Consider the following 23,336-nt stretch of genomic DNA (forward strand, 5'->3'; position numbering starts at 1 on the left):
CGACCGTAACGCGTCGGCGCCGGGTCAGGAGGTGGTTCGGAAGCGGGCGACCGCGGCGGCGGTCTCCTCGGCGACGAGCCCCGCGTTCACGGCGGCCCCCGCCATCAGCCCGGCCCCCGCGGCCGTGACGACCTGGGCCATCGGGTCGGTGACGTTGCCCGCCAGGTGCAGACCGGGGACCGACGTCGCGCCCCCCGGGCCGGAGGGGTAGTGCTCCCCGATCTCGACGTCGCCCACCACGACGGGTTCCCGGGCCAGGCCGAGGGCGTCGAGGACGGGGGAGTCGGCCCGGACCGGGGCGGCGACCACGAGGACCCGGCGCGGCACGAGCGTCCCGTCCGCGAGGCGGACCCCGGAGATCGCGTCGTCGGTGGTGACGACCTCGACGACCTCGCCCTCGACGATCCGCACCCCGCGGGCCAGGAGTTCCTCGCGACGCTCCGCGGGGAGCTCGGGAGCGGTGTGCTGGAAGAACACGACGTCGCTGCTCCACTGCCGGAACAACCACGCCCCGTGGCTGGAGAGGGGGTTGGTGGCGATGACCCCGAGGGCCTGGTCGGCGACCTCGAACCCGTGGCAGTAGGGGCAGTGCACCACGTCGCGACCCCACCGCTCCCGCAACCCCGGCACGGGTGGGAGCTCGTCGGTCAGACCCGACGCGACGACGAGCCGGGCGGCGTCGACGCCGCCCGCGGTGGTCTCCACCCGGAAGCGCCCGTCCCGCCTGCTCGCCCCGGTGGCGCGGGCCGCGAGGAACTCCCCGCCGTAGCGCCGGACCTCCTCCCGGCCCAGGCGTTGCAGTTCCAGGGGGCCGATCCCGTCCCGGGTCAGGAAGTTGTGCACGCCGTGGGCCGGGGCGTTGCGGGGTTCGCCGGCGTCGACGAGGAGGACGCGGCGGCGGGCGCGGCCGAGGGCGGTGGCGGCGCTGAGACCGGCGGCCCCACCGCCGACCACGACGACGTCGTAGGAGTTCCGGGTCACGCTCTGGGTCATGGGCCCAGCGTCGGCCCGGGCCGGGGGGAACTCCAGCGGTGTTGCCGGAACGGCAACTCGCGTGTTCTCGTGGGGTGTGGACGTCCAGGAGCTCATCGACGGGGTCGGGCCCCGGTTGCGCCGGTTGCGCACCGACCGGGACGAGACCCTGGCGGCGGTGAGCGCGGCGACGGGGATCTCGGTCAGCACGTTGTCCCGGCTGGAGTCCGGGGGGCGCAAGGCCACGCTGGAACTCCTGCTGCCGTTGGCCGCCCACCACGACGTCACCCTCGACGAACTCGTCCGGCCCGCCCGGAAGGCGAGCAGGAAGGCGGTCGTGCGGCAGGGGGTGACGTACCTGCCGCTGTCCACCGCGCCCGGCGGGTTGCGCGCCTACAAGGTCGTCCTCGACCCCGGGGCGGGCGAGGAGAGCGAGGACCAGGGGGTGCACGAGGGGTACGAGTGGGTCTACGTGATGTCCGGACGGTTGCGGATGCGGTTGGGCAGCGACGACTTCGAGATCACCTCGGGGGAAGCGGCGGAGTTCGACACCCGCCTGCCGCACCGCATCAGCAACCCCGGAACCCGCCCGACCGAGGTCCTCACCGTGTTCGGGGTGCAGGGCGAGCGCATGCACGTCCGGGCGAAGCCGAAGGTCAGGTCGCGGTGAGCTCGCGCAGCACGATCGGGCTCAGCGGCCGGTCGGCGTAGAGCAGGCGGACGGCGTCGCGGTCGGGGTTCCCCGCGTCCGGTCCGGTCCACGCCAGGTCCAGCCCCGCGCGCTCGGCGGCGGCCCTCGACTTCCCGTTGTGCTCCAGCAGGTAGGCCGTGACGGCCATGTCGGGTCGGACCCGGTGCGCCGCAGCAACGGCCGCGCGGATGATCTCCTGGGCGAAACCCCGTCCCCAGACGTCGCGGGCCAGTCGGTACCCGAGGTTCCAGGCCAACCCGAGCCGCAGGTCGCACCCGCCGGTGCCGACGAGACGGCCCCCGTCGTCACGGGCGACCCAGCTGCCCAACCCGATGACCTCCCAGCTCTCGCCGACGTGGTCGAGGAGTTCCGCGGTCGTGCCCGGGTGGGTGTGCCGGCGGCTGGGGAAGTGCTCCCACACGGCCGGGTCGGAGTACAACCGGAACACGTCCTCGACGTCGTCCGCGGTGGGCCGGCTCAGCGTCAACCGGTCGGTGCGCACCCGTTCCAGGTTCTCCGGGGTCTCGCGAGGGTCTGGGGTCACGTCGGACAGCGTCGCACGTGGCGCAGGGGGCGCAGGTGGGGACGCAACCTCCGGAAGCTCCTGCGCGTCCGAGAGGTTGTCCGGAACAGGACACAGGAGAGGAAGACCATGAACTCCGCAACGACCGCCCGGAACCCCGCGATCGTGGTGGTGGGCGGGGCGGCCCTCGCCCTGCTCGCCGCCTGCTCGACGGGGGGTGGCGCGGCCACCACCCCCACCACTCCCAGCAGCAGCAGCAGCACCGCGGCGGCGTCGCCGACCGCCACGGCCCCGACGTCCACGGCCCCGACGCCCATGACGATGACCCCGATGAGCCCCGAGACCCCGGTGGACGCAGCCCCGGCCGCATCCTCGGGCGTCCCCGCGGGTGCCGGGGCGGCGACGACGGTCGACCTCGACGGTGACGGCGCCCCCGACACCCTCTGGTTGGCCCAGGTCGACGGGAAGCGTGAACTCGGGGTGGTGACGACCTCGCACGGCGCGACGTCGGTGGAGTTCACCAGCGCCGCACCGCAGTCCGCCACCGCCTCGGCCGCCGTGCTCGCCTCGGGCGCACCGGTGGTGTTCCTCGACACCGGGCGGTCGGTGCAGTTGTTCGACTACCGCGTCGAGGGTCCCGCCCTCGTCCCGGTGAACGGGGTCGCGGGTGGGCAGTACTCGTTCAGCCTCGGGTTCACCGACTACGGGACCGGGCTGACCTGCGAGCAGCAGGCCGACGGGTTGCACCTGTTCGGGGAGAACGCCACGTCGGGAACCGGTGGCACGTGGACGGTGGAACGCACCGAGGTCACCGTGAGCGCAGAGCACTCGATCGCCGAGAACGGGGCGAAGACCACGGTCGCCACCGGTCTGGCGCAGGACGACCCGCGGGTCCAGGCCGCCCACGGCACCACCTGCGGCGACGTCACGACCGCGCAGGTGGCGCTGGAACCGGCCTGACCCCGGCAGGTGCCCCTCCGCTCACTCCTCCCGGCGGGCCAGTTCGGCCAGGTGGGCGTTGTACGCGGCGAGTTCGACGCCGCCGTCCCGGTCGCCCTTGCGGTCGGTGCGGCGCGCCTCCCGCTCGTCCGAACGGGCCCACGCGATGGCCAGCCCGACCGCCAGCACGGCCGTGGGGATGTCGCCCGCACCCCACGCGACCCCGCCGCCGGTGTGCTGGTCCGCCAGCAGCGCCGCGTCGTCGGTGTTCCCCAGCGCGTGCCACCAGGCCGGGGCGAGGACCTCCGAACCCGACATCAGGGCCACCCCGAAGAACGCGTGGAACGAGAGCGTGACGAGCAGCAGCACCAGCCGCAACGGGTACGGCGGGCGGTGCGGGCCCGGGTCGCGACCGATGAGGACCCAGCAGAACAGGTACCCCGTCAGCAGGAAGTGCGCCGTCATCACCATGTGGCCGGTGTGGGTCAGCAGGGCCTGCTGGAACAACCCGGTGTAGTAGAACGCGTAGAGGCTCCCGGCGAACAGGACCCCGGTCACGACCGGGTTCCCCAGCAGGCGCAGCAGGGGGGACCTGGTGAGGACGAGGGCCCACTCCCGCAGACCGCGGGAACCGTCACGGCGCGGGGTCGCGGCCCGCAACGTCAACGTCACCGGCGCCCCGAGGACGAGCAACGGCGGGACGACCATCGTCAGTCCCATGTGCTGGGCCATGTGCGCGGAGAAGGTGAGCTTCCCGTACAGCGCGGGCGCACCGCTGGTCAGGTACACGAGCAGCGCGCAGCCCAGCACCCAGGGGATCGTGGACCCCACCGGCCAGCGGTCGCCGCGTCGGCGCAACCGCGCGACCCCCGCGAGGTAGAACCCCGCCAGGCAGGCCGCGACGAGGGCCCAGAACAGGCTCAGGTGCCACTCGGTGAACAACCGGACCGGGGAGAACGCCGGCGGGGCGGGGAAACCCAGCAGGGCCTCGAGCTGCGCACCGGGACCGGTCGCGGTCTGCGGGACGGGCGGTGCGCTGCGGGACAGGGCCACCGACGCGCCGAACGTCACCGCCATCAGCACGACCTCCGTCGCCGCCAGCCGGGCGAAGGCGCGCGACCCGTCGCCCAGGCGCGGCAGGACCCGGGCCCGCTGGCGCCACCCCGCGATCCCCAGCAGCTCGAGGGCGACCGACTTCACGACGACGAGGAGTCCGTAGCGGGTCGCGATCGCGTCCCAGCTGCCGACCCGCAACCACGCGTTCACGACCCCGGAGGCGGCGACGACGACGAAGCACGCGCCCGCCAGGGTGGAGAACCGTCCGGCGACGGTCCGCAGGTGCTCCCCGAGGCCGCGGTGCACCAGGAGCAGCGCGGCCAGCCCGCCCGCCCAGACGCACACCCCGAGCAGGTGCAGGACGAGACCGTCGACGGCCAGGGAGTGGTCGTTGGTCCCCGACGCGTGGCCCGCCAGGCCGAGCGGCAGCAGGGCCGCGAGGGAGAGGGCGGCGAGGATCCCGACGGTGGTGAGGCTGCGGGCCAGCCAGCACCCGATCGCGAGGAGGACCACCGCGAGCGCCGAGACGGCCAGCGAGCGCCCGAGGTCGAGCTCGGTGAGGAAGAACCAGAACTGGGCGCCGAACCCGGGGCTGCCCAGGGGGATCCCGGCCACGTCGGCGTAGGTGAGCACCAGGGTCGCGACGGCCGCCGCGCACCACGTCGTCGCGGCGATCGCGGCGTGGCGCAGGGCCGTCGTGCGGACCGTCCGGGCCGGGCCGGTGACGTCCTTCCCGCCGGGCAGCGCGGTCGCGGTGAGGACGAGCAACCCGACCGTGAGGGCGGCCGCGAGGTCGTGCACGGTGCGGGCCAGGGGGAGGGCGTAGCGGACGAGCGGTCCGGGGTCGAGCAGGTCGGTCGCGGCGAGCGAGCCGGTCAGGGTGAGGCCGCCGAGGACGGCGAGGAGGGCAGCGGGAACGGACAGGACGAGCAGTCTTCGGGGCACGGGGTCTCCGGTGGGGTGGTCGCGGCGCGGGCAGGCGCGGACCACCGGGAGTTCTCAGGTGGCCGCGCGTACCCGGGCCGGAGGTCCCCGCCGGACGGGGACGGCGACGTCGACGATCCGGGGCCGCGTGGGCAGCGGTTCCGGGGGCCGCGGCAGCCGGGGGGTCACGGGGAGGTTCAGCCGGACCACGACGGGCAGGACGGGGTTCAGCCGGTCCGCGAGCGCCCACAGGACCTGTTCGCCGCGGGCCAGCAGCAGGCCGGTGACCAGCGTCGCCAGGAGGTGCGCGAGGAGCATCCCCGAGGTCGGGTCGTGGTGCACCGCGGTCGAACAGGCGTCGATGCTCTGGTGGTGCCCGGTGCCCGACGTCGAACAGTGCGCGTCCGTGGCGAGCACCTGGAAACCCTGGTGCAGCAGGAACTGGCCGGCGCCCAGGACGCCGAGGACGAGTGGGGTGGAGAGGCGTCGCCGGGTCAGCAGGACCGCCGCGCAGGCCGTCGGGACGGTGAGGGCGGACAACGCCCACAGCGACGGCAGCATCCCGCCCGCGGCGGCGTGCGCGCTCGCGGCGAGGACGACGGTGACCGCCGTCAGCGCGAGCGCACGGGCCGGTCGCCACGCGCCACGAGCCGGGGAGTCCACGGTGGCAGGGTAGGTGCAGTGGAGCGGTCGGGGACGTGGGACCCGGACGCGGAGGGGCGGGACGGTGCTCGCGCGGGTGCGGGAGGACGACGACGTCGAGGCGGTCGAGACCCCCGGTCGACGCCGCCTCCCGCTGACCCTCGTCTCGTGATCCCGCGGGGAATCCCTGCGTGATCGCGGCTGCTTGTCGGGAATGGTTTTCGGTAGCGATGACGTTCTGGAGAGCATGGGAAACCGCTGCGGCACCGAGTCCGCGGCGGTGCAGTCCGAGCACGAGGGGAGCGCCTCCGATGGCGAAGTCCGCCGACGTCCGTCCGGTGATCAAGCTGAGGTCGACCGCGGGGACCGGGTTCACCTACGTGACCCGCAAGAACCGCCGCAACGACCCCGACCGGATGGTCGTGCGCAAGTACGACCCCGTGGTGCGGGAGCACGTCGACTTCCGCGAGGAACGCTGACCGCCGGGGAAGACCCGAGGGTGTCGGAATCGAATCGATGAGGAGTCCGTCGTGAAGGTCGTCAGGTCGCTCAGGTCGTTGAAGGAGAAGGACGGGTCCATCGTCGTGCGCCGGCACGGCCGGGTGTTCGTCCTCAACAAGCGGAACCCGCACTGGAAGGCCCGCCAGGGCTGACGTCGGGTGAGCGTGCCCCACCATGTCCGCATGGGTGCTGGAGAGCTGCAGGTCCGCGCCGAGTCCCCGGGCGGACCGGTGGGGCACGCGGTGCGGGCGCGGTTCTGGGCCGAGGCCGCGGCGGTCACGGGGCTCGCGTTGGGTGACGGCCCACCGGCGAGCGACCTCACCGACCTCGTCGCACCGTCCGGGGCGTTCGTCGTCGCCGTGCGCGACGGCGAACCCCTCGGCTGCGTCGGCGTGCGGGAACTGGCCGGCGGGGACGTCGAGGTGAAGCGCCTCTTCGTCGTCCCCGCGGGCTGGGAGTGGGACGCCGTCTGCTGGGCTGGTGCGCGGACTGGGCCCGCGAGCGCGGGGCGAGCCGGCTGGTGCTGGACACCCACGGTGCGCTGACGGCGGCGCGGGCGCTCTACCTCTCGGCCGGGTTCGTCGAGGTCGAGCGGTACAACGACAACCCGCACGCCCAGCACTGGTACGCCCTGACCCTCGCCTGACCCCCGTTCTTCAGGATCGCCGCGCGCCGGTCGACAGGTCCACCAGGACCCGCAGGACCCGCACGACCCCGAGGAGCGCCCGTTGATCGACCACGCCGTCCTGACCGGCCCGGGCACCCGTCGCCACGTCCCCCGCCTCCTCGTCCTGGGGTCGGTCGCCGTCGTCGCGGTCGGGTTGACCACGCAGGTGCTCCTGGCGGCCACGGACCGCGCGACGCCGGCCGCCCCGGAGGAACCGCGGGCGGCCTTCGCCGTGCTCGACGCCCCGCAGGCGAGCCGCGACGTCGTGGCCTTCGAGGAGCTGCGCCACAGCGTCGACCCGGCGACGACCCGCTACCTCGGGGTGGGACCGCTCGGCACCTACTACCTCGGCGTGAGCCTCACCGGGGACGCGTGCCTGATCACCACCGCGGTGGTCGACGGCAGCCTGGCCGCCGACGCGGGCTGCGCCTCGCTCACCTCCGGCACGCGGGGGATCGTGCTCGAGGCCAGGGGCCCCGGACCCGAGGAGGTCGCGCTCGTGGCCGACGGGTACGACGTGCCCTCCGGGTGGCACGCCGTCAGCGAGAACTTCGTCGTCCGCGACGCCTGACCGGGGATCCCCCGGCCGTGAACCCCCGACGCCGTGGATCGTCCCTGTGCGCGGGGTCGGGAGCGACCTAGCGTCGCAGCCATGGACCTCACCACCGCGACCCTCGACCCCGCCCTCGCCGTCGTCGAACTCGAACGGCGCCTCGCGCTGGGCACCGACCCCTCCGACGTGCACGCCGCGCTGGAGGCCGGAGCCGCGGGTCTCGTCGTCGTCGACAGCCGCTCGGAGCAGGCCTGGGCCCAGGGGCACGTCCCCGGCGCGCTGCACCTGCCCACCGCCCTGATCGCCTCGCGGGCAACGGACCTGGTCCCGACGGGAACGGTCGTCGTCACCTACTGCTGGGGGCCCGGCTGCAACGGTGCGACCCGGGCCGCGCTGGCGTTCGCGCGGCTCGGGTTCGCCGTCCGGGAGATGTGGGGCGGGATCGAGTACTGGACCCGCGAGGGCTTCGGGGTCGAGGTCGACGGGGTCGTCACCGCCGGCGCTCCCGACCCGCTCACCGCGCCGCTCGGGCGGGGTGCGGCCTGCGGGTGCTAGGAAGTCCCCGTGCGCATCGATCTCACGGGGAAGTCGGCGTTGGTCACCGGATCGAGCCAGGGCATCGGCCTGGCGATCGCCACCGGGCTGGCCGGCTGCGGGGCCTCCGTCGTCCTCACCGGCCGCAGCGCCGGGCGCCTCGAGGCGGCCGCGGCCGGGATCGACGGCGAGGTCCGCTGGGTGGCCGGTGACATCACCACCGACGCCGGCCACGCCGCCCTCGTCGAGGCCGTCCCGACGGTGGACGTCCTGGTCAACAACCTCGGCATCTTCGGCTCGGCCGACCCGCTGCAGATCGACGACGACGAGTGGCGGCGCTACTTCGAGACCAACGTCCTCACGGGTGTCCGCCTGACCCGGCACCACCTGCCCGGGATGATCGCGAACGGCTGGGGTCGTGTCCTGTACGTCTCCAGCGACTCCGCCGTCGCCGTCCCGGCCGAGATGATCCACTACGGGATGACGAAGACCGCTCTCCTCGCGGTGCACCGCGGTTTCGCCAAGGCCGCCGCGGGCACGGGGGTGACCGTGAACAGCGTCCTCGCCGGCCCGACCCACACCGGCGGCGTCGAGGACTTCGTCCGCGAACTCGTCCCCGGGGACCTGCCGTGGGAGGAGGCGCAACGGCGGTTCATGACGGAGTTCCGGCCCCAGTCGCTGCTGCAGCGGCTCATCGAACCCGAGGAGATCGCGAACATGGTCTGCTACCTGGCCTCACCGCTCGCCTCCGCCACGACGGGGGCGGCGCTCCGGGTCGACGGCGGCTACGTCGACGCGATCCTGCCGTGAACCCCGACGACGGGTTCGAGGTCCCCCGCGTCACCCGGGGTTTCACCGGCCGCCCCCGCGAACGCGCAGAAGTCCTGCCGCCCGGCCAGTACCGGACCGACGACTTCCCGGTCCTCTCGGCCGGGCCGACACCGCGCCTCGACCCCGAGGACTGGCGGTTCACCCTCACCGAGGAGTCCGGCAGTTCCCACCACTGGGACTGGAACGGGCTGCGCCGGCTGCCGCGCGAGACGGTCCGGACCGACCTGCACTGCGTCACCCGGTGGTCGAAGTTCGGCACGGACTGGACGGGGTACTCCCTCGACGCGTTCTTCGCCAACGTCACCACGTCCGCGCGGTTCGCGTTCGTGACCAGCTACGGCGGGTACACCACGAACCTCCCCGTCGCCGACCTGCTCGGGGGACGCGCCTGGATCGTCACCGGGTACGGCGGGAAACCCCTGGAACCCGTCCACGGCGGCCCGGCGCGACTCCTCGTCCCGCACCTGTACCTGTGGAAGTCCGCGAAGTGGGTCCGCTCGATCACGTTGTCGGACACCGAGGACCTGGGTTTCTGGGAACGCGTCGGCTACCACGCCTACGGCGACCCGTGGCGCGAGCAGCGGTACTCGCTGTGAACGGCTGGCGTCCCGCGCGGGTCCTCGCGGTCCGCCCGGAGAGCGCGAGCGCGCGGACCCTCGTGCTGCAGGTCCCGTCCTGGCCGGGGCACCTCGCCGGTCAGCACCTCGACGTGCGGCTCACGGCGCCGGACGGGTACCAGGCGGTCCGGTCGTACTCGATCGCGTCGGCGGCGCTGCGCCCCGGGCCGGCCGAGGTCGAGATCGGCGTGGAGCTGGCGGTCGACGGGGAGGTCTCCTCGTTCCTCACCGGCGAGGTGCGCGCCGGTGACGTCCTCGAGGTCACCGGGCCGCTGGGGGGCTGGTTCGTCTGGCGTCCCGGCGACCCCGCCCCGGTGCAGCTCATCGGCGGCGGTTCCGGTGTCGTCCCGCTGGTCTCGGTCGTGCGCACGCACGCCGGGGTCCCCGACGCCCCGGAACTCCGGATGCTGGCCTCGGTGCGTTCACCGGCCGTCGCGATGTACGCCGCGGAACTCGCCGCGTTCGACGTCGTGTGGACCCGGGAGGCCCCGCCCGGGTCGACGCGCCCACCGGGGCGCCTCGACGCGGAACTCCTGGCCGCCACCACCGTCCCCGCCGCGTCGTCGCCGATGTGCCTGGTGTGCGGGCCGACACCGTTCGTCGAGCACGTCGCGGAACTCCTCGTGGAACTCGGCCACGACGAGGCGCGGATCCGCACCGAACGGTTCGGCTCCGCCCGCTGAACGGCGGCGGACGCGCCGGGTCACCCCCTGGGGGTCACCCCCTGGGGGTCCCGCCCGCGGTCGCGACGGGCAGGACGGGCACCGGGAGCGCGGCGGGGTCCCGTCCCCCGACGATCTCGCGCAGGACGTGGACGAGAGTGTGGTCGTCGCGCCGGCCCGGGGTCCGGGCGTGGCGCAGGGCGTCCGCGGCCACCGCGTCGATGAGCCGGGCCGGGTCCTGGCGCGGGGTCCGCCCGATCGCCGCCAGCAGGCCGTCCAGACCGAACTCCACGCCGTCGGGCGAGCGGCTCTCCAGGACCCCGTCGGTGAAGGTCAGGAGGCTGTCGCCCGTCCCGAACGGGTGCTCCACCTCCTCCCACACCTCCCCGGCGACGATCGAGGACAGCAGGGGTCCGGTGGGGGGCAGTTCCTCGAAGCGCACCCCGGTGCCCGCCTCGTCCCCGGCGGGGAGCAGCAATGCCGGGGGGTGCCCGGCGTTGGCGTGGACCAGGGTGCCGGTCCCGGTGTCGACGACGCACACGAAGACCGTGGCGAACAGCTCCGCCGGGACGTCGCGCAGTTCGGCGCAGACCGCGGTCAGCGCCGCGCCCGGGTGGGCGTGGGTGCGCAGGGCGGTGGCCAGGGAGTGCTTGAGGCGCAGCGCGAAGACGGCGCTGTAGGGGCCGTGGCCCGCGACGTCACCGACGACGACGCCCAGGCGCCCCGTCGCGACCTGGACGGTGTCGTACCAGTCGCCGGCCAGGACGCCCTCGGCCGCGTCGAGGCGGGCCGTGATCCGCACGCCCTCCACCCGGCCGGGGGAGGGCAGCAGCGCCTGCCGCACGGCCCGCACCGCACGGTCCTCCTGGTCGAGGGCGCCGAGGGCCTGCCGGGTCCGGTCCAGGTCGGCGAGGAGGCGGTCGCGCATGGCGGCCACGTCACCGGCCAGTTCCCGCACCTCCGACGCGCCCTCCGCCCGCAGCTGCGCCGACAGGTCACCGTCGGCGACCCGGCGGGTGGCCCCCGCCAGGCGCCGCAGGGGCTGCGTCACCTGGCGCACCGTGACCAAGGAGCCCAGGCCCAGCAGCAGGGCGAGCGCGGCCAGTCCGCCCGCGGTGCTCACGACCAGGCGGGTCTGCAGCCGGTGGGTCTCGCGCTGGCTCGCCTCCTGGAGCCCCTCCAGCTGGGCGTCCAGCGTCTCCTCGGCGCTGCGGACGTCGTCGAACAGGGTCTTGCCGAGCATGGTCGTGCCAATGCTGCTGGGGCCGGCGCGTTCACCCCTCCCCACCGCCGCGACCTGCTCCTGGGCGTAGGCGTACCACTCGGCGTGGGCCTGCTCCAGGGTCTCCAGCTGCGCCACGTCACCGCCGACCGCCCGCAGACCCTCCCGCAGGTCGCGCCGCACCCCGGGCAGCTGCCGCTGGGCCAGCTCGTAGGGGGCGAGGAGCTCCACCTCACCGGTGAGGAGGTAGCCGCGCAGGCCGGTCTCCTGGTCGACGTACTGCCGCAGCAGGTCGGAGGTCGCCTGCCGGGCCCGTGTCTCCCGGGTGAGCTGCTGCTGCGCGGTGCCGAGCTGCTGGGCGGTGACGACGACGAGGCCGCCCCCCAGGACGAGGACGAGGAGGGCCAGCAGGCTCGCCCCGCTGAGACGTCGCGTGAGGGAGACCCGGCCCGCGCTCTCGCGTGCGGACCACCACGGTGCGACCCCCATGCCAGCACTGAAGCACAGGATCGCCCCGGGAGGGTGACCGTTGTGGTCACTGCTCGATCTGGTGTGCTGACACAGGGTAGTTTTCGCAGGGACGGGAAGGTGGGGATCGGTGGACGAGGACGCACGGGTCGAGCTCCCGGCGGAGGCCGGCAGCGCCGGCCGGGCCCGCCGGCACCTCCGTCGCACCCTCACCGGCCCGTCCGCCGCCGGGGTCCCCGAGGCCGTCGCCGCCGACGCCGAGGTGTGCCTGAGCGAACTGGTGACCAACGCGCTGCTGCACGCGGGCACGGGCGTCTCCGTCCGCGTCCGGCTCACCCCCTCCGTCCTGCGCCTGGAGGTCGGCGACGGGTCGCCGGTCGTCCCGCAGTGGGTGCCCCGCAGCCTCACCGCCTCCACCGGCCGCGGGCTCCCGCTCATCACCGCGCTCAGCACCGCGCGCGGCGGCGAGGTCCACCCCGACGGCCGGGGGAAGACGGTCTGGTGCGAGCTGCTCCTCACCGGCGTCGACCACGGCGAGGTGGGGCTGGAGGTCGACCTCGCCCTGCAGGACGAGATCGACGCCCTGCTCGCGGCGGACTGGGAGTCGTTGCCCGACCCCGACCCCGACCCCGTCCTCAGTGCTCCGGGCGGCATCCGGCTGCTGCGCTACCCGCTGGGCCGCGGGGTGCGCCTGCGCGAGCACCGCGAGGCGGTGCTGCGCGAGCTGCGGCTGCTCAGCCTCACCCACGCCATCACCGACCCCGGCACCGCCGCCCGCGCCGACGCGGTCGGCGACCAGCTCGCCGAGCAGTACGCGGGGCACCTGCGCCCGGCGCAGGCCCGGGTCCTGCAGGCCCTGGCCGCGGGCGAGGACAGCGCCGACCTCGACTACCCCCGCCTGTCCGACCACCCAGGGATCCTCGAGCGCTGGCGGCGCAACGAGCAGGAGCTCGACCGCCTCATCGCCGCCACCGGCGTCGCGGTGCTGGCGGCCCCGGCGGAGCTGCGGGAACTGGCGGACTGGATGCTGGTGGAGTTCGAGCGCCAGGTCACCGGCGGGGAACCCCGGCCCTGGCCCGGCCCCCTCGACTGACGCCCCGCCGCCGGGCCTACAGCGTCCGCGCCAGCTCCTGCGCCGCGGCCGTCGCGGCCTCGAGCTCGGCGACGCTGCGGTCCTTGAGCCCGGCGAGGTCGGGCAGCCGGTCGGCCAGCGTCGCGCTGGTCTGGACGACGTGCACGTTCATCCCCAGGGAGTTGCCGAGGATGATCTGCAGGACGGGGACGCCGTGGTCCCAGTCCTCGGTCGGGCTGCCCGCGTCGTAGGTCCCGCCGCGGCTGCTGACGACGACGGCGTGGCGACCGGCGAGCGGCTGCGAGCCCTCGCCGGCCAGGGCGCCGGGGACGTGCATGTGGTCCAGCCACACCTTCAACGTCGAGGGCACCGTGTAGTTGTAGAGCGGCGCCCCGACCACCACGACGTCCGCGGCGAGGATCTCGGCCTGCAGCGTCGCGGTGAGCGCGTCCTGCTCGGCGGGGACGTCGGCGCCGGGGAGGCGGTCCGCGGCCGGCCAGTGCTGCTCGTTGGTCGCGAAGTGCGGCAGCTGGTCGCGGTGCAGGTCACGGTGGGTGACGGTGTACCCGGCGCCCCGTGCCGTCCACGCGTCGGCGAACGCCGCCGTGATGGCCCGCGATCGCGACGTCGCGAGGTCGGCGGAGGAGTCGAGGTGCAACAGGTGCGGCATGGACGCGAGGCTACTCAGCGCCGCCCCGGAAACCCCGCCCACCCCGACCGCGATCCCGCTGGGTTCCCCGGCGGGATCACGGGCCGGGGTACGACGTTCGTCGTGGGGGGAGGGGACCGGTGGGCGTTCCGGGCGGGACGGATCGTGCCGGAGGATGGGGTCGTGCCCCGACGCCCCCGCCCCGGTCGACGCCCCGCGATCGGCTCGGTCGTCCTCTGCGCCGTGGTGGCGCTCGTCTGCTGGGCCGGTGCGGTCCTCGAAGGCGGTGTCCTGCCCTGGGTCCTGGCCTTCACCGCGGCTACGGTCGCGGTCGTCGCCGCGTTCTCGGGTCGTCGCCGCGTCTGACCTCAGACGAAGCCGCCGCGTCCGACCTCAGACGATCTCGGCGACCACCGGACGCGGGGTCTCGGGCCGGTCGGCCGGGCGGCGCAGGCGCGCGATCAGCCGGCACACGAGGTAGATGACGAACGACACCGTCGTCACGTAGGGGCTGATCGGGATCGACGACCCGACGGCCAGCAGCAGACCGCCGACCATGGCGACGAGCGCGAACGCGGTCGAGAGGACCGGCACGACGAAGGGGGACGCGCTCACCCGCATCGCCGCGGCGGCCGGCGTCACCAGCAGCGCCAGGACCAGCAGGGCGCCGACGATCTGCACGCTCATCGCCACGGACAGGCCGAGGACGAGCATGAAGACCGGGGACAGCGCCCGCACCGGGACCCCTCGCGCCGCCGCCACGTCCGGGTCGAGGCTGGCGAAGAGCAGTGGACGCCACAGCAGCGCGAGGGCCACCACGACGACCGCGGCGATGACCGCGAGCGAGAACAGCTGCGGGTCGTCGACGGCGACGATCTGGCCCGTCAGCAGGCCGAACTTGTTCGCGGCCCGTCCCTGGTAGAGGGCCAGGAACAGCACCCCGAGCCCGAGGCCGAAGGGCATGAGGACGCCGATGGCGGAGTTGTGCTCCCGCGCCCGGGCCCCCAGGACCCCGAACAGGACGGCCGCGAGCACCGACCCCACGAGCGAGCCGGCGACGACGTTCGCGCCGAGCAGCAGCGCGGCGGCCCCCCCGGCGAAGCTCAGTTCCGCGATGCCGTGCACGGCGAACGGCAGGTCGCGCGCGACGATGAACATCCCGATCAGCCCGCCGACCAGGCCGAGCAGCGCGCCCGCCCACAGGGAGTTGTGGACCAGGGCCAGCAGCTCCCCGTAGTCGGAGAAGTCGATGACCTTGTCCCAGGCGATGGCGCTGGCGGTGCTGCTGACGGTGCTGCTGACGGCGGTGCTCACGATGCTTCCTGGTGGTCGTGCGAGTGCGGGTGCTCGCTGGGGGCGGCGCCGCCGGCGACGAGGAGCCGTCCGTTGGAGCGCAGCACCTCCACCGGGGAGCCGTAGAGCTCGGAGAGCGTCGCCGAGGTCATGACCTGCTCCGGCGTCCCGATCCGGAACCGGCCGTTGGCCAGGTAGAGCACCCGGTCGGCGTAGGGCAGGACGGGGTTCACGTCGTGGGTGACGAAGAGGACGGCCGCGCCGGTGCGGGTGCGGCACTCGTCGACCAGCGCGCTGACGGCGCCGGCGTGGTGCAGGTCGAGGGAGAGCAGCGGTTCGTCGGCGAGCAGCAGGGCCGGGTCGCCGACGATGCTCTGCGCGACCCGCAGCCGCTGCTGCTCCCCACCGGAGAGCCGACCGACGGGGGAGTCGGCGTAGCCGGTCGCGCCGACGGCCTCGAGGACCCGGTCGACCCGGGCGTTCGCGCGGCGGGAGGGGAGCAGGGGTCCCCAGCGGTGGCCGTCGAGGCCGAGGCGGACGAAGTCGCGGGCGCGCAGCGGGGTGCTCGGGTCGAGTCCCTTCTGCTGCGGGACGTAGCCGATGCGGCGGTCACCGCGCCGGACGGGGCGCCCGGCGACCTCGACGGTCCCGGCCGCGAGCGCCTGCTGACCGAGGACGACCTTCAGCAGGCTCGACTTCCCGGCGCCGTTGGCGCCGAGGACGGCGACGAACTCGCCGGGCGCGATCTCCAGGTCCAGCCCCGACCACAGCCGGCGCGAGCCGTACTGCAGGGACGCGCCCGCGAGCCGCAGCGCAGGGGGGATCACTGCGTCAGGGCTGTCGCGATCGCGTCGACGTTCGCGGTCATCCACGTCGTGTAGTCCTTGCCCTCGGGGAGCGTCTCGGTGACCGGCACCACAGCGATGCCGTTGTCCTTCGCAGCCTTCAGGACCTGCTCGGTCTGCGGGCCGGTGGTCTGCTCGTTGTAGACCAGCGCCCGCACCTGGTGCTGCGTGAACAGGGACAGTGTCTCCTGCAGCACGTCGACCGGGACGTCGGTCTCCTCCTCGATGGCCTCGGAGAACTCCACGGGCGTGACGTTCTTCGCGCCGAGCGCCTCCAGCAGGTAGCCGGGGACGGGTTCGGTGATCGCGACGGGCCGGCCGTCCGTGCCGGCCTTGTCGGCCTGGACCTTCTGCTCGAGGGTGTCGAGGCCGCCCTCGAAGGTCTTCAGGTTGGCCGTGAAGGTGCTCGCGTCGTCCGGGGCGGCCTTGGCGAGCTCGGTCTCCAGGGCCTGCGCGACCTTGCGCACGGTCTCGACGTCGTACCAGACGTGCTCGTTGAGCTCCCCGCCCGCGGGGGCGGTCCTGCCCGAGATGTCGACGGCGTTCAGGACGACGGCCTTGGTGTCGGAGGCCTTGAGCATGGTGTCGACGAAGTCGTCGTAGCCGCCGCCGTTCTCGATCACGACGTCGGCCTTGGACAGCTCCAGCTGGGTGCGGGTGTTGGCCTCGTAGCTGTGCGGGTCGGCGCTGGGGTCGTCGATGATCGAGGTGACGGTGCCCTTGCCGCCCAGGATCGACTCGGCGATGGAGCCGTAGACGTTGGTGGAGGCGACGACGCTCAGACCGGTGTCGTCGCTCGCGGCGGAGGTGCTGTCGCTGCCACCGCAGGCGGCGAGGGCGAGCGAGGCGGTGAGGGTGGCGGCGAGGACGAGGGACGAGCGGCGCGAGGGCATCCGACAGCTTCCTGACGATGGGAACGGTTCGCAGTAACTGTAGGGGATCCTTCGGCGCGCATGGTCCGGCCCCCAGCGGGTAGGAGACAGCTGTGAACCGACCATCGCCCGACCTCGTGCGCGCGGACGCGCCCGCCACGGGTCTTGCCCGCGCCATCAGCGGCAAGCTCCTCTTCCTCTTCATCCTCGGCGACGTCCTCGGGGCCGGGATCTACGCCCTGGTGGGGACCCTGGCCGGGAAGGTCGGCGGGGCGGTGTGGGTCCCGCTGCTGATCGCGCTGGTCCTCGCCACGCTGACCGCGGCCTCCTACGCCGAGCTCGTCACCAAGTACCCCAAGGCCGGCGGTTCCGCGGTCTTCGCCCAGCGCGCCTTCGGCCGGCCCGTCGTCTCGTTCCTGGTGGGCTTCTCGATGCTCGCCGCCGGCGTCACCAGCGTCGCGGGGCTCGCCCTCGCCTTCTCCGGCAGCTACCTCTCCGAGCTCGTCGACGTGCCCGCGACGCCCGCCGCGCTGGTGTTCCTGGTGCTGGTCGCGCTGCTCAACGCCCGCGGCATCAAGGAGTCGCTGCGCGCCAACCTCGTCATGACCGTGATCGAGGTGGGTGGTCTGCTGCTGATCATCGCCCTCGCCGCCCTGGTGCTCGGGCGCGGGGACGGCCACCCCGGACACGTCCTGGAGTTCGACGGCGGGTCCACCCCCGTCGCCGGGATCCTCGCCGCCTCGGTCATCGCCTTCTACTCCTACGTCGGCTTCGAGACCTCCGCCAACGTCGCCGAGGAGGCGGTGAACCCCAGCCGCACCTACCCCCGCGCCCTCTTCGGCGGTCTCGCCGTGGCCGGCGTCGTCTACGTCGGGGTCGCGCTCGCGGTCTCCGTGGCCGTCGACACCGACACCCTCGCCGCCTCCAGCGGACCGCTGCTCGAGGTCGTGCGCGTCGCCGACGTCGGGCTCCCCGGCTGGCTGTTCTCCCTCATCGCCCTCGTCGCGGTCGCCAACGGGGCGCTCCTCACCTCGATCATGTCCAGCCGCCTCACCTACGGCATGGCCCAGGACGGGCTGCTGCCCGCGGGGCTGGGCCGGGTCCTGCCCGGGCGTCGCACGCCGTGGGTCGCGATCGTCGTCACCACGATCGTCTCGATGCTGCTGGTCCTCAGCGGCGACCTCGAGACCCTCGCCTCCACGGTCGTCCTGCTGCTGCTGATCGTGTTCATCTCGACCAACCTCGCCGTCCTGGTGCTGCGCAAGGACGAGCCGGGGCACCGGCACTTCCGCACCCCGACCGTCCTGCCCGTCCTGGGCATCGTGTCCTGCGTCGTGCTGCTCACCCAGCAGGAGGCGGGGGTGTGGCTGCGCGCGGGGCTGCTCCTCGTCGTCGGTGTCGTCCTGCACCTGGTCACCCGGCGCTTCTCGCGGCCGACGACCGTCGAGGTGTGACGTCCGTCGAGGTGTGACGTCCGTGGAGGGGTGAGTCCCTCGCGCGGGTACGGTGCGCGGGTGAGGCACTGGGGCGGTTCCGGGGACTACGTCGAGGGTGAACGGGTGTTCGCCCCGCCCGCGGGGAGCTTCGACCCGGACTGGGTCGCGGGCCTGGTCCTGGACCGGCTGGGGGCCGCCGCGGCCGTGTCCCGCCCCGCCCTCGCCGTCGCGGCGCAGGCCGACTGGACCCGCCGTGCCGAGGGCGGCGACGAGGACGCCCGGGTGCGGGCCCTGACCGCGGACGGGCTCCCCGAGCCCACCGCCCTCGCCCTGGTCCGCGCCGCGGAGGACTTCGTCACCGCCTACGGCGTCGAGTGAGCACGCTCAGGTCCTAGGGGCCCGGCCGGCTCGCCCGGGTCGTCCGCCAGCACCCGGGTGCAGCAGGCGATGATCAGCGGCACGGCCAGCATCGCGCCCACCGCGGGGACCGCGGCGCCGGAGTCGTTCACCGCGAACCCGATGACCAGCAGCACCAGCAGGCAGGTCAGGCCGGGCTTGAGGACCGGGTGGCGGTCGTAGGCCCGCTGCAGGACCGAGACGCCCAGCACCTTCGGCCGGACCAGGACGAAGGCGATGAACACCGCCGCGAGGGCCAGGACGAGGCTCAGCAGCCAGTTGGAGTACAGGATCCGCAGGTTCTGCGCGCCCTTGCGCTCCACCACCTGCCACGCGCCGCCGTCGACGAGGGTCTGGACGAAGCGGCCCAGGTGGGTCTGGTCGTCGGTGGGCCGCAGCCAGTCCGCGACCGAGATCCCCGCGAGGACGACGACGGTCGCCCCCAGGATGACCACGACGCGCTGCCAGGTGATCCGCACCCCGGCGACGACGAGGGCGAGGAAGCCGAACGCGGGCAGGATCGCCGGCGGGCCCCCGAAGTCGCTGCCGAGGACGCCGTCCACGAACGTCGTGAGCAGCCCCAGCACCGCCACGGCCACGACCGCCCAGCGACGCCGACCGGTGCGGACGAGGAAGTCGGCGAGGGCGACGGTGAACAGCAGCGAACCCGTCGCGAACAACGCGAACTGCTGGTTCCCCAGGCCGTAGAAGCGGCCCGCGACGACGGGCTGCAGGCCGTTGAGGCTGGAGGTGATGAGCCGCGAACCGGTCGCGCAGTCGACCGCGAGCACCCCCGCCGTCACCAGCCCGACGACGCCGAGCGGCCCGAGGGCGTGCGTGCGCCACGGCCCGAGCAGCGCCACCGCCGTGATGACCGCGACGTAGAGGGCGACGGCCCCGCTGACCGCGAGCAGGTGGCTGCCGGTGGAGTCCCCGGCGCGCCACCACGGGATCGTGTTGGCCAGGAACGTCGAGGCGCAGACCGCGCCGAACACCACGGTGAGCACCCGCAGCCAGGCGAGCACCCGGCGCCGGCCCCGGTGCCCGCCCCAGGCCTTGCGCAGGGCGAGCGTGGCGACGGCGTAGAGGACGATCTGGGCGGCGCCCCAGACGGTGAAGAACGGTCCGACGAGCGGCTGCACGGCCTGCGCGGCCTGGTCGAGGTCGCGGACCTTCTCCTCGCGGTCGGCCACCGACCTCTGCGCGTCGGTGCTGGTGACCGGGGCGCCGACGAGCCCGGGCGTGCCGTGGTCGCTGCCGAGGGCCAGCGAGAGGACGGTCGGGGTGAGGTCGGTGGTCTGCACGATCGCGGTCTGGCGGGTCGAGCGGGAGCCGAGGAGGCCCTCGTAGGTCCCCGACCCGGGCTGCGGGCCCGTCGCGGCGCCGAACTGCAGGTGCGCGGTCCGGCCCGCGTCGCCGAGGGAGACGGCGAGGACGGTCGTGGCGTCGGCGCCGGTGGCGGCGGCGACCGCCTGCTGGACCGCGGCGACGACGTCGTCGACGGCCTTCACCTGGTCGGCGCGGGACAGGGTGGGGGCGCTCTCCCGGGCGGGCAGGTCGGCGGCGTCGCGGACCGTGCCGGCGTCGACGACGACGACCTGGGTGCCGTCCTCGAGGGCGCTCTGGACGTAGCCGCCGACGAGGGTGGCCTCCATGCCGCCGGGGACGTACTTGCCGGAGTCGAGGGAGGCGTAGTTCGCGATCGTGCCGTCCTCCTGCGCGAGCGCGACCCCGGCGCCCGGACCGATCGCGAGGGTCCGCGTCCCGGCGTCCGCGAGCGCCTGCCCGAGCGTCCCGGGGACGGCGCTGAAGGTGCCGGCGTCGGCGGTGCGGCGGTAGTCGGCGAAGTCGGGCTGCACCGTCGTGGTGCCCGTCGCGGTGGGTTCGGCGACGGGCTCGCACGCGGCGCTCGCGTGCTGCTGCGACGTCCCGTCGAAGCCCGTCGCGCGCCGCCCGGCCGAGAGTCCGAGCCAGCCGTCGACGGGGCAGGCGGCGGTGAAGATGCTGCGCACGGCGACGGTCCCGATCGCGCCGGAGCTCATCGAGGCCAGCGCGGGCGTGGCCGTGGTGGAGACGTCGGACCAGCGGACCCCGGAGAACCCGACGACCACGAGCGGCGCACGCTGGTCGGCGGCCTGCGCGGGGAGCGCGCCGACGACCAGTCCGGCCAGGATCACCAGGATCCCGATCAGGGCGGTGGCGGCGGGTGGTCGGCGGGTGATCAGGGACGGCACCGTCACAGGCTAGGGGCGTCGGTGGTCGGGACCTGTGCGTCGCTGGGGGAGGATCGGGGCGTGCTGAGCGAGGGGACCCCGTGGACCGGTGACGCCGTGCGTAGCGCGCTGTGGCGGTGGGTCGGGGTGCTCGTCCTGCTCGTCGCGGCCGCGCCGATCGTCCACCGCTACCTGATCGCCTACCCCGACGACCAGTGGCAGGTCGACCTCGAGGTGTACCGGGAGGCCGGGCGGTCGCTGCTGCTGGGGCGTCCGGTCTACACCTTCGAGACCGAGGTCCCGCAGCTGCTGCCGTTCACCTACCCGACGTTCTCGGCGGTGCTGTCGATCCCGTTGGCGCTGCTGCCCTGGGCCGTGGCGGGGTGGGTGTGGACGGGCGTCCAGCTCGGGCTGCTCTACGCGATCGTGGGGATGGCGTTCCGGCCGCTGCTGGTGCGGGCCGGTCGCTTCACGGGGCTCGCGCACGGAGTCGTCGCAGCGCTGTGCGTGTGGATCTCACCGGTGGGGGAGAACATCCGCTTCGGTCAGGTCAACGCGATCCTGGTGACGCTGTGCCTGCTCGACCTCCTGAAGGGGACCGACGGGCTGCGGGTGGGCCGGTTCACGATCCGCTGGCCGCGCGGGGCGCTGGTGGGGATCGCGGTCGCGATCAAGCTGACCCCGGGGGTCTTCCTCGTCCACTTCGTCGTGACGAGGCAGTGGCGGGAGCTGCGCAACGCGGTGCTGGCCGCGGTCGGGGTGACGGTCGCGACGTTCTTCGTGGCCCCCGAGGGGTCGCTGGAGTTCTGGACGTCGGCGTTGCTGAACTCCGACCGGCTCGGGCCGAACGCGGGGTCGTCGAACCAGTCGCTGCGGGGGTTCGTGCTGCGCCTCTACCTCTCCGACGGCGCGACGACGGCGGTGTGGGGGGTCCTGGCGCTGGTGGCCGCCGTCGCGGGGTACTCGCTGGCCCGGGCGATGCACCGGCGCGGTTCGCTGGTCGGGGAGGTCGCGGCCTGCGGGATGGTCGCGATCCTCGTCTCGCCGGTGTCGTGGCTGCACCACCTGCTGTGGGGGGTCGTCGTGCTCGGGGCGGTCGTCGGCGACGGCCGGGTCCGGCGGCGGGCGGTGGCCGCTGCGGTCGGTCTGCTGCTGCTGTGGATCGCGTGGCCGTGGTGGGGCGCGAACCTGCTGGCCTCGCGCAGCGTGCCGACGCCGGTGGCCCGTCTCGTGCAGAACGGGGACCTCTGGTGGGCCTGTCTGTCACTGCCGGTGATGTGGCTGTTGGTGGCGCGACACGCCGAACGTCAATCACAGGTAGTGACGGATCGGTCGCATAGCGTTTAGATTTCTCACCCTTGGGGCAAGACGGGTCCACGTGATGAGCACGGGGAGCACCACGTCGAGCACCACACACCTAGGGGGGATTCCGTGAGCGAGACGAGTCGAGGCCTGCGGCCGACGATCGACGCTTGGGAGTGGCAGCTCCTGGGTTCCTGCCGAGAGGCTGATCCAGAGCTCTTCTTCCACCCGGAGCTGGAGCGGGGAGCCGCCCGCCAGCACCGCGACGCAGCGGCGCTCGCCGTCTGCGCCGAATGTCCGGTCCTGCGCCAGTGCCGGCAGCACGTCCTCACCCACCGTGAGAACTACGGGGTCTGGGGCGGTCTGACCGAGGACCAGCGGGACACGATCTGGAGCGAACGCACCGAGCGCCGCAAGCTGCGCAAGGCGGGCTGACCCCGCGGCGTCGAGCCCTCCAGCGCCGGGGGGCGAGACGCTACTGTGCAGCACCGTGCTGCGCTACGCGTTCTTCGGTCCCGTCGGGACCTTCTCCGAAGCGGCCCTGCGGACCGTCGTCGCCGACGTCCCCGCGGTCGCGATGCCCAGCGTCGACGCGACGATCGAGGCGGTCCGCAGCGGGGCCGCCGACGTCGGTTGCGTGCCGATCGAGAACTCCGTCGAGGGTGGCGTACCCGCCACCCTCGACGGCCTCGCCGTCGGTGAACCGCTGGTCGTCGTCGCGGAGGTCGTCCTCGCCGTCTCCTTCGTGCTGGCGGTCAAGCCGGGGGTGCGTCTCGAGGACGTCAAGCGGGTGAGCACGCACTCCCACGCCCACGCCCAGGTGCGCAGGTGGCTGCACACCCACCTGCCCGACGCCCTCTACGTCCCCGCGACGTCGACGGCGGCGTCCGCGCAGGCGCTGGCCGACGAGCTCGCGGGCGGGGAGCCCGCCGGGTTCGAGGGCGCCATCTGCGCGCCCTTCGCCGCGGAGAGCCTCGGGCTGGACGTGCTCGCCGAGCGGATCGAGGACCGCGACGGCGCCCAGACCCGCTTCGTCCTGCTCTCCCGCCCGGGCGTGGGCGAGCTGCCCGCCCCGACGGGCCAGGACAAGACGTCCCTCGTGGTCTTCCTGCGCGAGGAACGCCCGGGTGCGCTCGTCGAGGCCCTCGAGCAGTTCGTCACCCGCGGGATCAACCTCACCCGGATCGAGTCGCGCCCCTCCGGCGACGCGCTCGGTCGGTACTGCTTCTCCATCGACTGCGACGGCCACGTCACCGACGCCCGCGTCGGGGAGGCCCTCATGGGGTTGCACCGCGTCTGCGAGCAGGTCCGCTTCCTCGGCAGCTACCCGCGCTCCGACGGCGGTCGCACCGTCGTCGGCGACGGCCCGAGCGAGGAGGACTTCACCACCGCCCAGGGCTGGCTGGAGCGGCTGCGGGCCGGCGCCGGAGCCTGAGGCCCCTCGCACCACCCCGGT

The 23,336-nt window shown here is 74.0% G+C and carries 28 protein-coding genes; 18 read left to right on the top strand and 10 right to left on the bottom strand.

What is annotated here, in order from left to right; all coding sequences use genetic code 11:
• Positions 1–24 precede the first annotated feature (24 nt).
• Entirely contained in the window at positions 25–993 is a 969-nt protein-coding gene (locus tag ACFQ46_RS04135; RefSeq protein WP_380257464.1) for an FAD-dependent oxidoreductase, read from the bottom strand.
• A 76-nt stretch (positions 994–1,069) separates the two neighbouring features.
• On the opposite strand from ACFQ46_RS04135, the gene ACFQ46_RS04140 reads away from it, so the two are divergent.
• On the top strand, positions 1,070–1,642 hold the full coding sequence (locus ACFQ46_RS04140; RefSeq protein WP_380257466.1) for a helix-turn-helix domain-containing protein: 573 nt from the start codon (positions 1,070–1,072) through the stop codon (positions 1,640–1,642).
• On the opposite strand, the gene ACFQ46_RS04145 is transcribed toward ACFQ46_RS04140, so the two are convergent.
• Positions 1,629–2,207 (bottom strand): GNAT family N-acetyltransferase, encoded by a 579-nt coding sequence (locus ACFQ46_RS04145; protein WP_380257468.1) that lies wholly within the window; start codon positions 2,205–2,207, stop codon positions 1,629–1,631. The two genes, ACFQ46_RS04140 and ACFQ46_RS04145, sit on opposite strands and share 14 nt — an antisense overlap.
• A gap of 108 nt (positions 2,208–2,315) precedes the next feature.
• Between ACFQ46_RS04145 and ACFQ46_RS04150 the strand changes: the two genes are divergently transcribed.
• Positions 2,316–3,146: a hypothetical protein gene (locus tag ACFQ46_RS04150; RefSeq protein WP_380257470.1), complete on the top strand. Its 831-nt coding sequence runs from the start codon at positions 2,316–2,318 to the stop codon at positions 3,144–3,146.
• Positions 3,147–3,167: 21 nt separating this feature from the next.
• Here ACFQ46_RS04150 and ACFQ46_RS04155 read toward each other — a convergent pair whose 3' ends face one another.
• Both ACFQ46_RS04155 and ACFQ46_RS04160 read right to left on the bottom strand, forming a co-directional pair.
• Positions 3,168–5,126 carry a cytochrome c oxidase assembly protein gene (locus tag ACFQ46_RS04155; RefSeq protein ID WP_380257472.1) on the bottom strand — a complete coding sequence of 653 codons (1,959 nt, stop codon included), beginning with the start codon at positions 5,124–5,126 and terminating at the stop codon, positions 3,168–3,170.
• A 54-nt stretch (positions 5,127–5,180) separates the two neighbouring features.
• On the bottom strand, positions 5,181–5,768 hold the full coding sequence (locus tag ACFQ46_RS04160) for a hypothetical protein (protein ID WP_380257474.1): 588 nt from the start codon (positions 5,766–5,768) through the stop codon (positions 5,181–5,183).
• A gap of 290 nt (positions 5,769–6,058) precedes the next feature.
• On the opposite strand from ACFQ46_RS04160, the gene rpmG reads away from it, so the two are divergent.
• The 9 genes from rpmG (at position 6,059) to ACFQ46_RS04205 (ending at position 10,133) form a co-directional block, all read left to right on the top strand.
• Complete coding sequence (rpmG, locus tag ACFQ46_RS04165) at positions 6,059–6,226, top strand: 50S ribosomal protein L33 (protein WP_380257476.1); 168 nt, start codon at positions 6,059–6,061, stop codon at positions 6,224–6,226.
• A gap of 51 nt (positions 6,227–6,277) precedes the next feature.
• The gene (locus ACFQ46_RS04170; protein WP_380257478.1) at positions 6,278–6,400 is read left to right on the top strand and encodes a ribosomal protein bL36; all 123 of its coding nucleotides are present in this window, start codon (positions 6,278–6,280) and stop codon (positions 6,398–6,400) included.
• A gap of 30 nt (positions 6,401–6,430) precedes the next feature.
• A complete protein-coding gene (locus ACFQ46_RS04175) occupies positions 6,431–6,793 on the top strand; it encodes a hypothetical protein (protein ID WP_380257480.1) in 363 nt (120 codons plus the stop codon).
• Entirely contained in the window at positions 6,706–6,894 is a 189-nt protein-coding gene (locus tag ACFQ46_RS04180) for a GNAT family N-acetyltransferase (RefSeq protein ID WP_380257482.1), read from the top strand. Before ACFQ46_RS04175 ends, ACFQ46_RS04180 begins: the two co-directional genes overlap by 88 nt.
• Before the next feature lie 82 nt (positions 6,895–6,976).
• Complete coding sequence (locus ACFQ46_RS04185) at positions 6,977–7,486, top strand: hypothetical protein (RefSeq protein ID WP_380257484.1); 510 nt, start codon at positions 6,977–6,979, stop codon at positions 7,484–7,486.
• Between the two features lie 81 nt (positions 7,487–7,567).
• Complete coding sequence (locus ACFQ46_RS04190; protein ID WP_380257486.1) at positions 7,568–8,023, top strand: rhodanese-like domain-containing protein; 456 nt, start codon at positions 7,568–7,570, stop codon at positions 8,021–8,023.
• Between the two features lie 9 nt (positions 8,024–8,032).
• Positions 8,033–8,812, top strand: a complete 780-nt coding sequence (locus ACFQ46_RS04195; RefSeq protein WP_380257488.1) for an SDR family NAD(P)-dependent oxidoreductase — start codon at positions 8,033–8,035, stop codon at positions 8,810–8,812.
• Positions 8,809–9,429, top strand: a complete 621-nt coding sequence (locus ACFQ46_RS04200; protein ID WP_380257490.1) for a molybdopterin-dependent oxidoreductase — start codon at positions 8,809–8,811, stop codon at positions 9,427–9,429. Before ACFQ46_RS04195 ends, ACFQ46_RS04200 begins: the two co-directional genes overlap by 4 nt.
• Positions 9,426–10,133, top strand: a complete 708-nt coding sequence (locus ACFQ46_RS04205) for an FAD-binding oxidoreductase (RefSeq protein WP_380257492.1) — start codon at positions 9,426–9,428, stop codon at positions 10,131–10,133. The genes ACFQ46_RS04200 and ACFQ46_RS04205 overlap by 4 nt, the downstream gene beginning before the upstream one ends.
• Positions 10,134–10,167: 34 nt before the next feature.
• Here the strand turns inward: ACFQ46_RS04205 and ACFQ46_RS04210 are convergent, their stop codons facing one another.
• Positions 10,168–11,823, bottom strand: a complete 1,656-nt coding sequence (locus ACFQ46_RS04210; protein WP_380257494.1) for a PP2C family protein-serine/threonine phosphatase — start codon at positions 11,821–11,823, stop codon at positions 10,168–10,170.
• Positions 11,824–11,932: 109 nt separating this feature from the next.
• Here ACFQ46_RS04210 and ACFQ46_RS04215 point away from each other — a divergent pair, with 109 nt between their 5' ends.
• Positions 11,933–12,895, top strand: a complete 963-nt coding sequence (locus tag ACFQ46_RS04215) for an ATP-binding protein (protein ID WP_380257496.1) — start codon at positions 11,933–11,935, stop codon at positions 12,893–12,895.
• A 16-nt stretch (positions 12,896–12,911) separates the two neighbouring features.
• Here the strand turns inward: ACFQ46_RS04215 and ACFQ46_RS04220 are convergent, their stop codons facing one another.
• Positions 12,912–13,544 (bottom strand): FMN-dependent NADH-azoreductase, encoded by a 633-nt coding sequence (locus ACFQ46_RS04220; RefSeq protein WP_380257498.1) that lies wholly within the window; start codon positions 13,542–13,544, stop codon positions 12,912–12,914.
• A gap of 162 nt (positions 13,545–13,706) precedes the next feature.
• Here ACFQ46_RS04220 and ACFQ46_RS04225 point away from each other — a divergent pair, with 162 nt between their 5' ends.
• Positions 13,707–13,889 carry a hypothetical protein gene (locus ACFQ46_RS04225; protein ID WP_380257500.1) on the top strand — a complete coding sequence of 61 codons (183 nt, stop codon included), beginning with the start codon at positions 13,707–13,709 and terminating at the stop codon, positions 13,887–13,889.
• Positions 13,890–13,916: 27 nt separating this feature from the next.
• Here the strand turns inward: ACFQ46_RS04225 and ACFQ46_RS04230 are convergent, their stop codons facing one another.
• The 3 genes from ACFQ46_RS04230 to ACFQ46_RS04240 are packed head-to-tail and all read right to left on the bottom strand — an operon-like array spanning position 13,917 to position 16,554.
• Positions 13,917–14,837 (bottom strand): metal ABC transporter permease, encoded by a 921-nt coding sequence (locus ACFQ46_RS04230; RefSeq protein WP_380257502.1) that lies wholly within the window; start codon positions 14,835–14,837, stop codon positions 13,917–13,919.
• The gene (locus ACFQ46_RS04235) at positions 14,834–15,640 is read right to left on the bottom strand and encodes a metal ABC transporter ATP-binding protein (RefSeq protein WP_380258415.1); all 807 of its coding nucleotides are present in this window, start codon (positions 15,638–15,640) and stop codon (positions 14,834–14,836) included. Before ACFQ46_RS04235 ends, ACFQ46_RS04230 begins: the two co-directional genes overlap by 4 nt.
• Entirely contained in the window at positions 15,640–16,554 is a 915-nt protein-coding gene (locus tag ACFQ46_RS04240) for a metal ABC transporter solute-binding protein, Zn/Mn family (protein ID WP_380257504.1), read from the bottom strand. The genes ACFQ46_RS04235 and ACFQ46_RS04240 overlap by 1 nt, the downstream gene beginning before the upstream one ends.
• 92 nt (positions 16,555–16,646) lie before the next feature.
• Here ACFQ46_RS04240 and ACFQ46_RS04245 point away from each other — a divergent pair, with 92 nt between their 5' ends.
• Both ACFQ46_RS04245 and ACFQ46_RS04250 read left to right on the top strand, forming a co-directional pair.
• A complete protein-coding gene (locus ACFQ46_RS04245; RefSeq protein ID WP_380257507.1) occupies positions 16,647–17,987 on the top strand; it encodes an APC family permease in 1,341 nt (446 codons plus the stop codon).
• 60 nt (positions 17,988–18,047) lie between these two features.
• The gene (locus ACFQ46_RS04250; RefSeq protein ID WP_380257511.1) at positions 18,048–18,347 is read left to right on the top strand and encodes a hypothetical protein; all 300 of its coding nucleotides are present in this window, start codon (positions 18,048–18,050) and stop codon (positions 18,345–18,347) included.
• Here ACFQ46_RS04250 and ACFQ46_RS04255 read toward each other — a convergent pair.
• Positions 18,332–20,599, bottom strand: a complete 2,268-nt coding sequence (locus ACFQ46_RS04255) for a hypothetical protein (RefSeq protein ID WP_380257513.1) — start codon at positions 20,597–20,599, stop codon at positions 18,332–18,334. The genes ACFQ46_RS04250 and ACFQ46_RS04255 overlap by 16 nt on opposite strands.
• Before the next feature lie 60 nt (positions 20,600–20,659).
• On the opposite strand from ACFQ46_RS04255, the gene ACFQ46_RS04260 reads away from it, so the two are divergent.
• The 3 genes from ACFQ46_RS04260 to pheA all read left to right on the top strand — a co-directional run bounded on the left by ACFQ46_RS04260 (position 20,660) and on the right by pheA (position 23,315).
• The gene (locus tag ACFQ46_RS04260) at positions 20,660–21,925 is read left to right on the top strand and encodes a glycosyltransferase 87 family protein (protein ID WP_380257515.1); all 1,266 of its coding nucleotides are present in this window, start codon (positions 20,660–20,662) and stop codon (positions 21,923–21,925) included.
• Between the two features lie 84 nt (positions 21,926–22,009).
• Positions 22,010–22,315: a WhiB family transcriptional regulator gene (locus ACFQ46_RS04265; RefSeq protein ID WP_380159176.1), complete on the top strand. Its 306-nt coding sequence runs from the start codon at positions 22,010–22,012 to the stop codon at positions 22,313–22,315.
• Positions 22,316–22,370: 55 nt separating this feature from the next.
• Positions 22,371–23,315 (top strand): prephenate dehydratase, encoded by a 945-nt coding sequence (pheA, locus tag ACFQ46_RS04270; RefSeq protein WP_380257517.1) that lies wholly within the window; start codon positions 22,371–22,373, stop codon positions 23,313–23,315.
• Positions 23,316–23,336: the final 21 nt, after the last annotated feature.

Source organism: Kineococcus sp. GCM10028916 (assembly GCF_042674865.1).
Lineage (GTDB): Bacteria > Actinomycetota > Actinomycetes > Actinomycetales > Kineococcaceae > Kineococcus.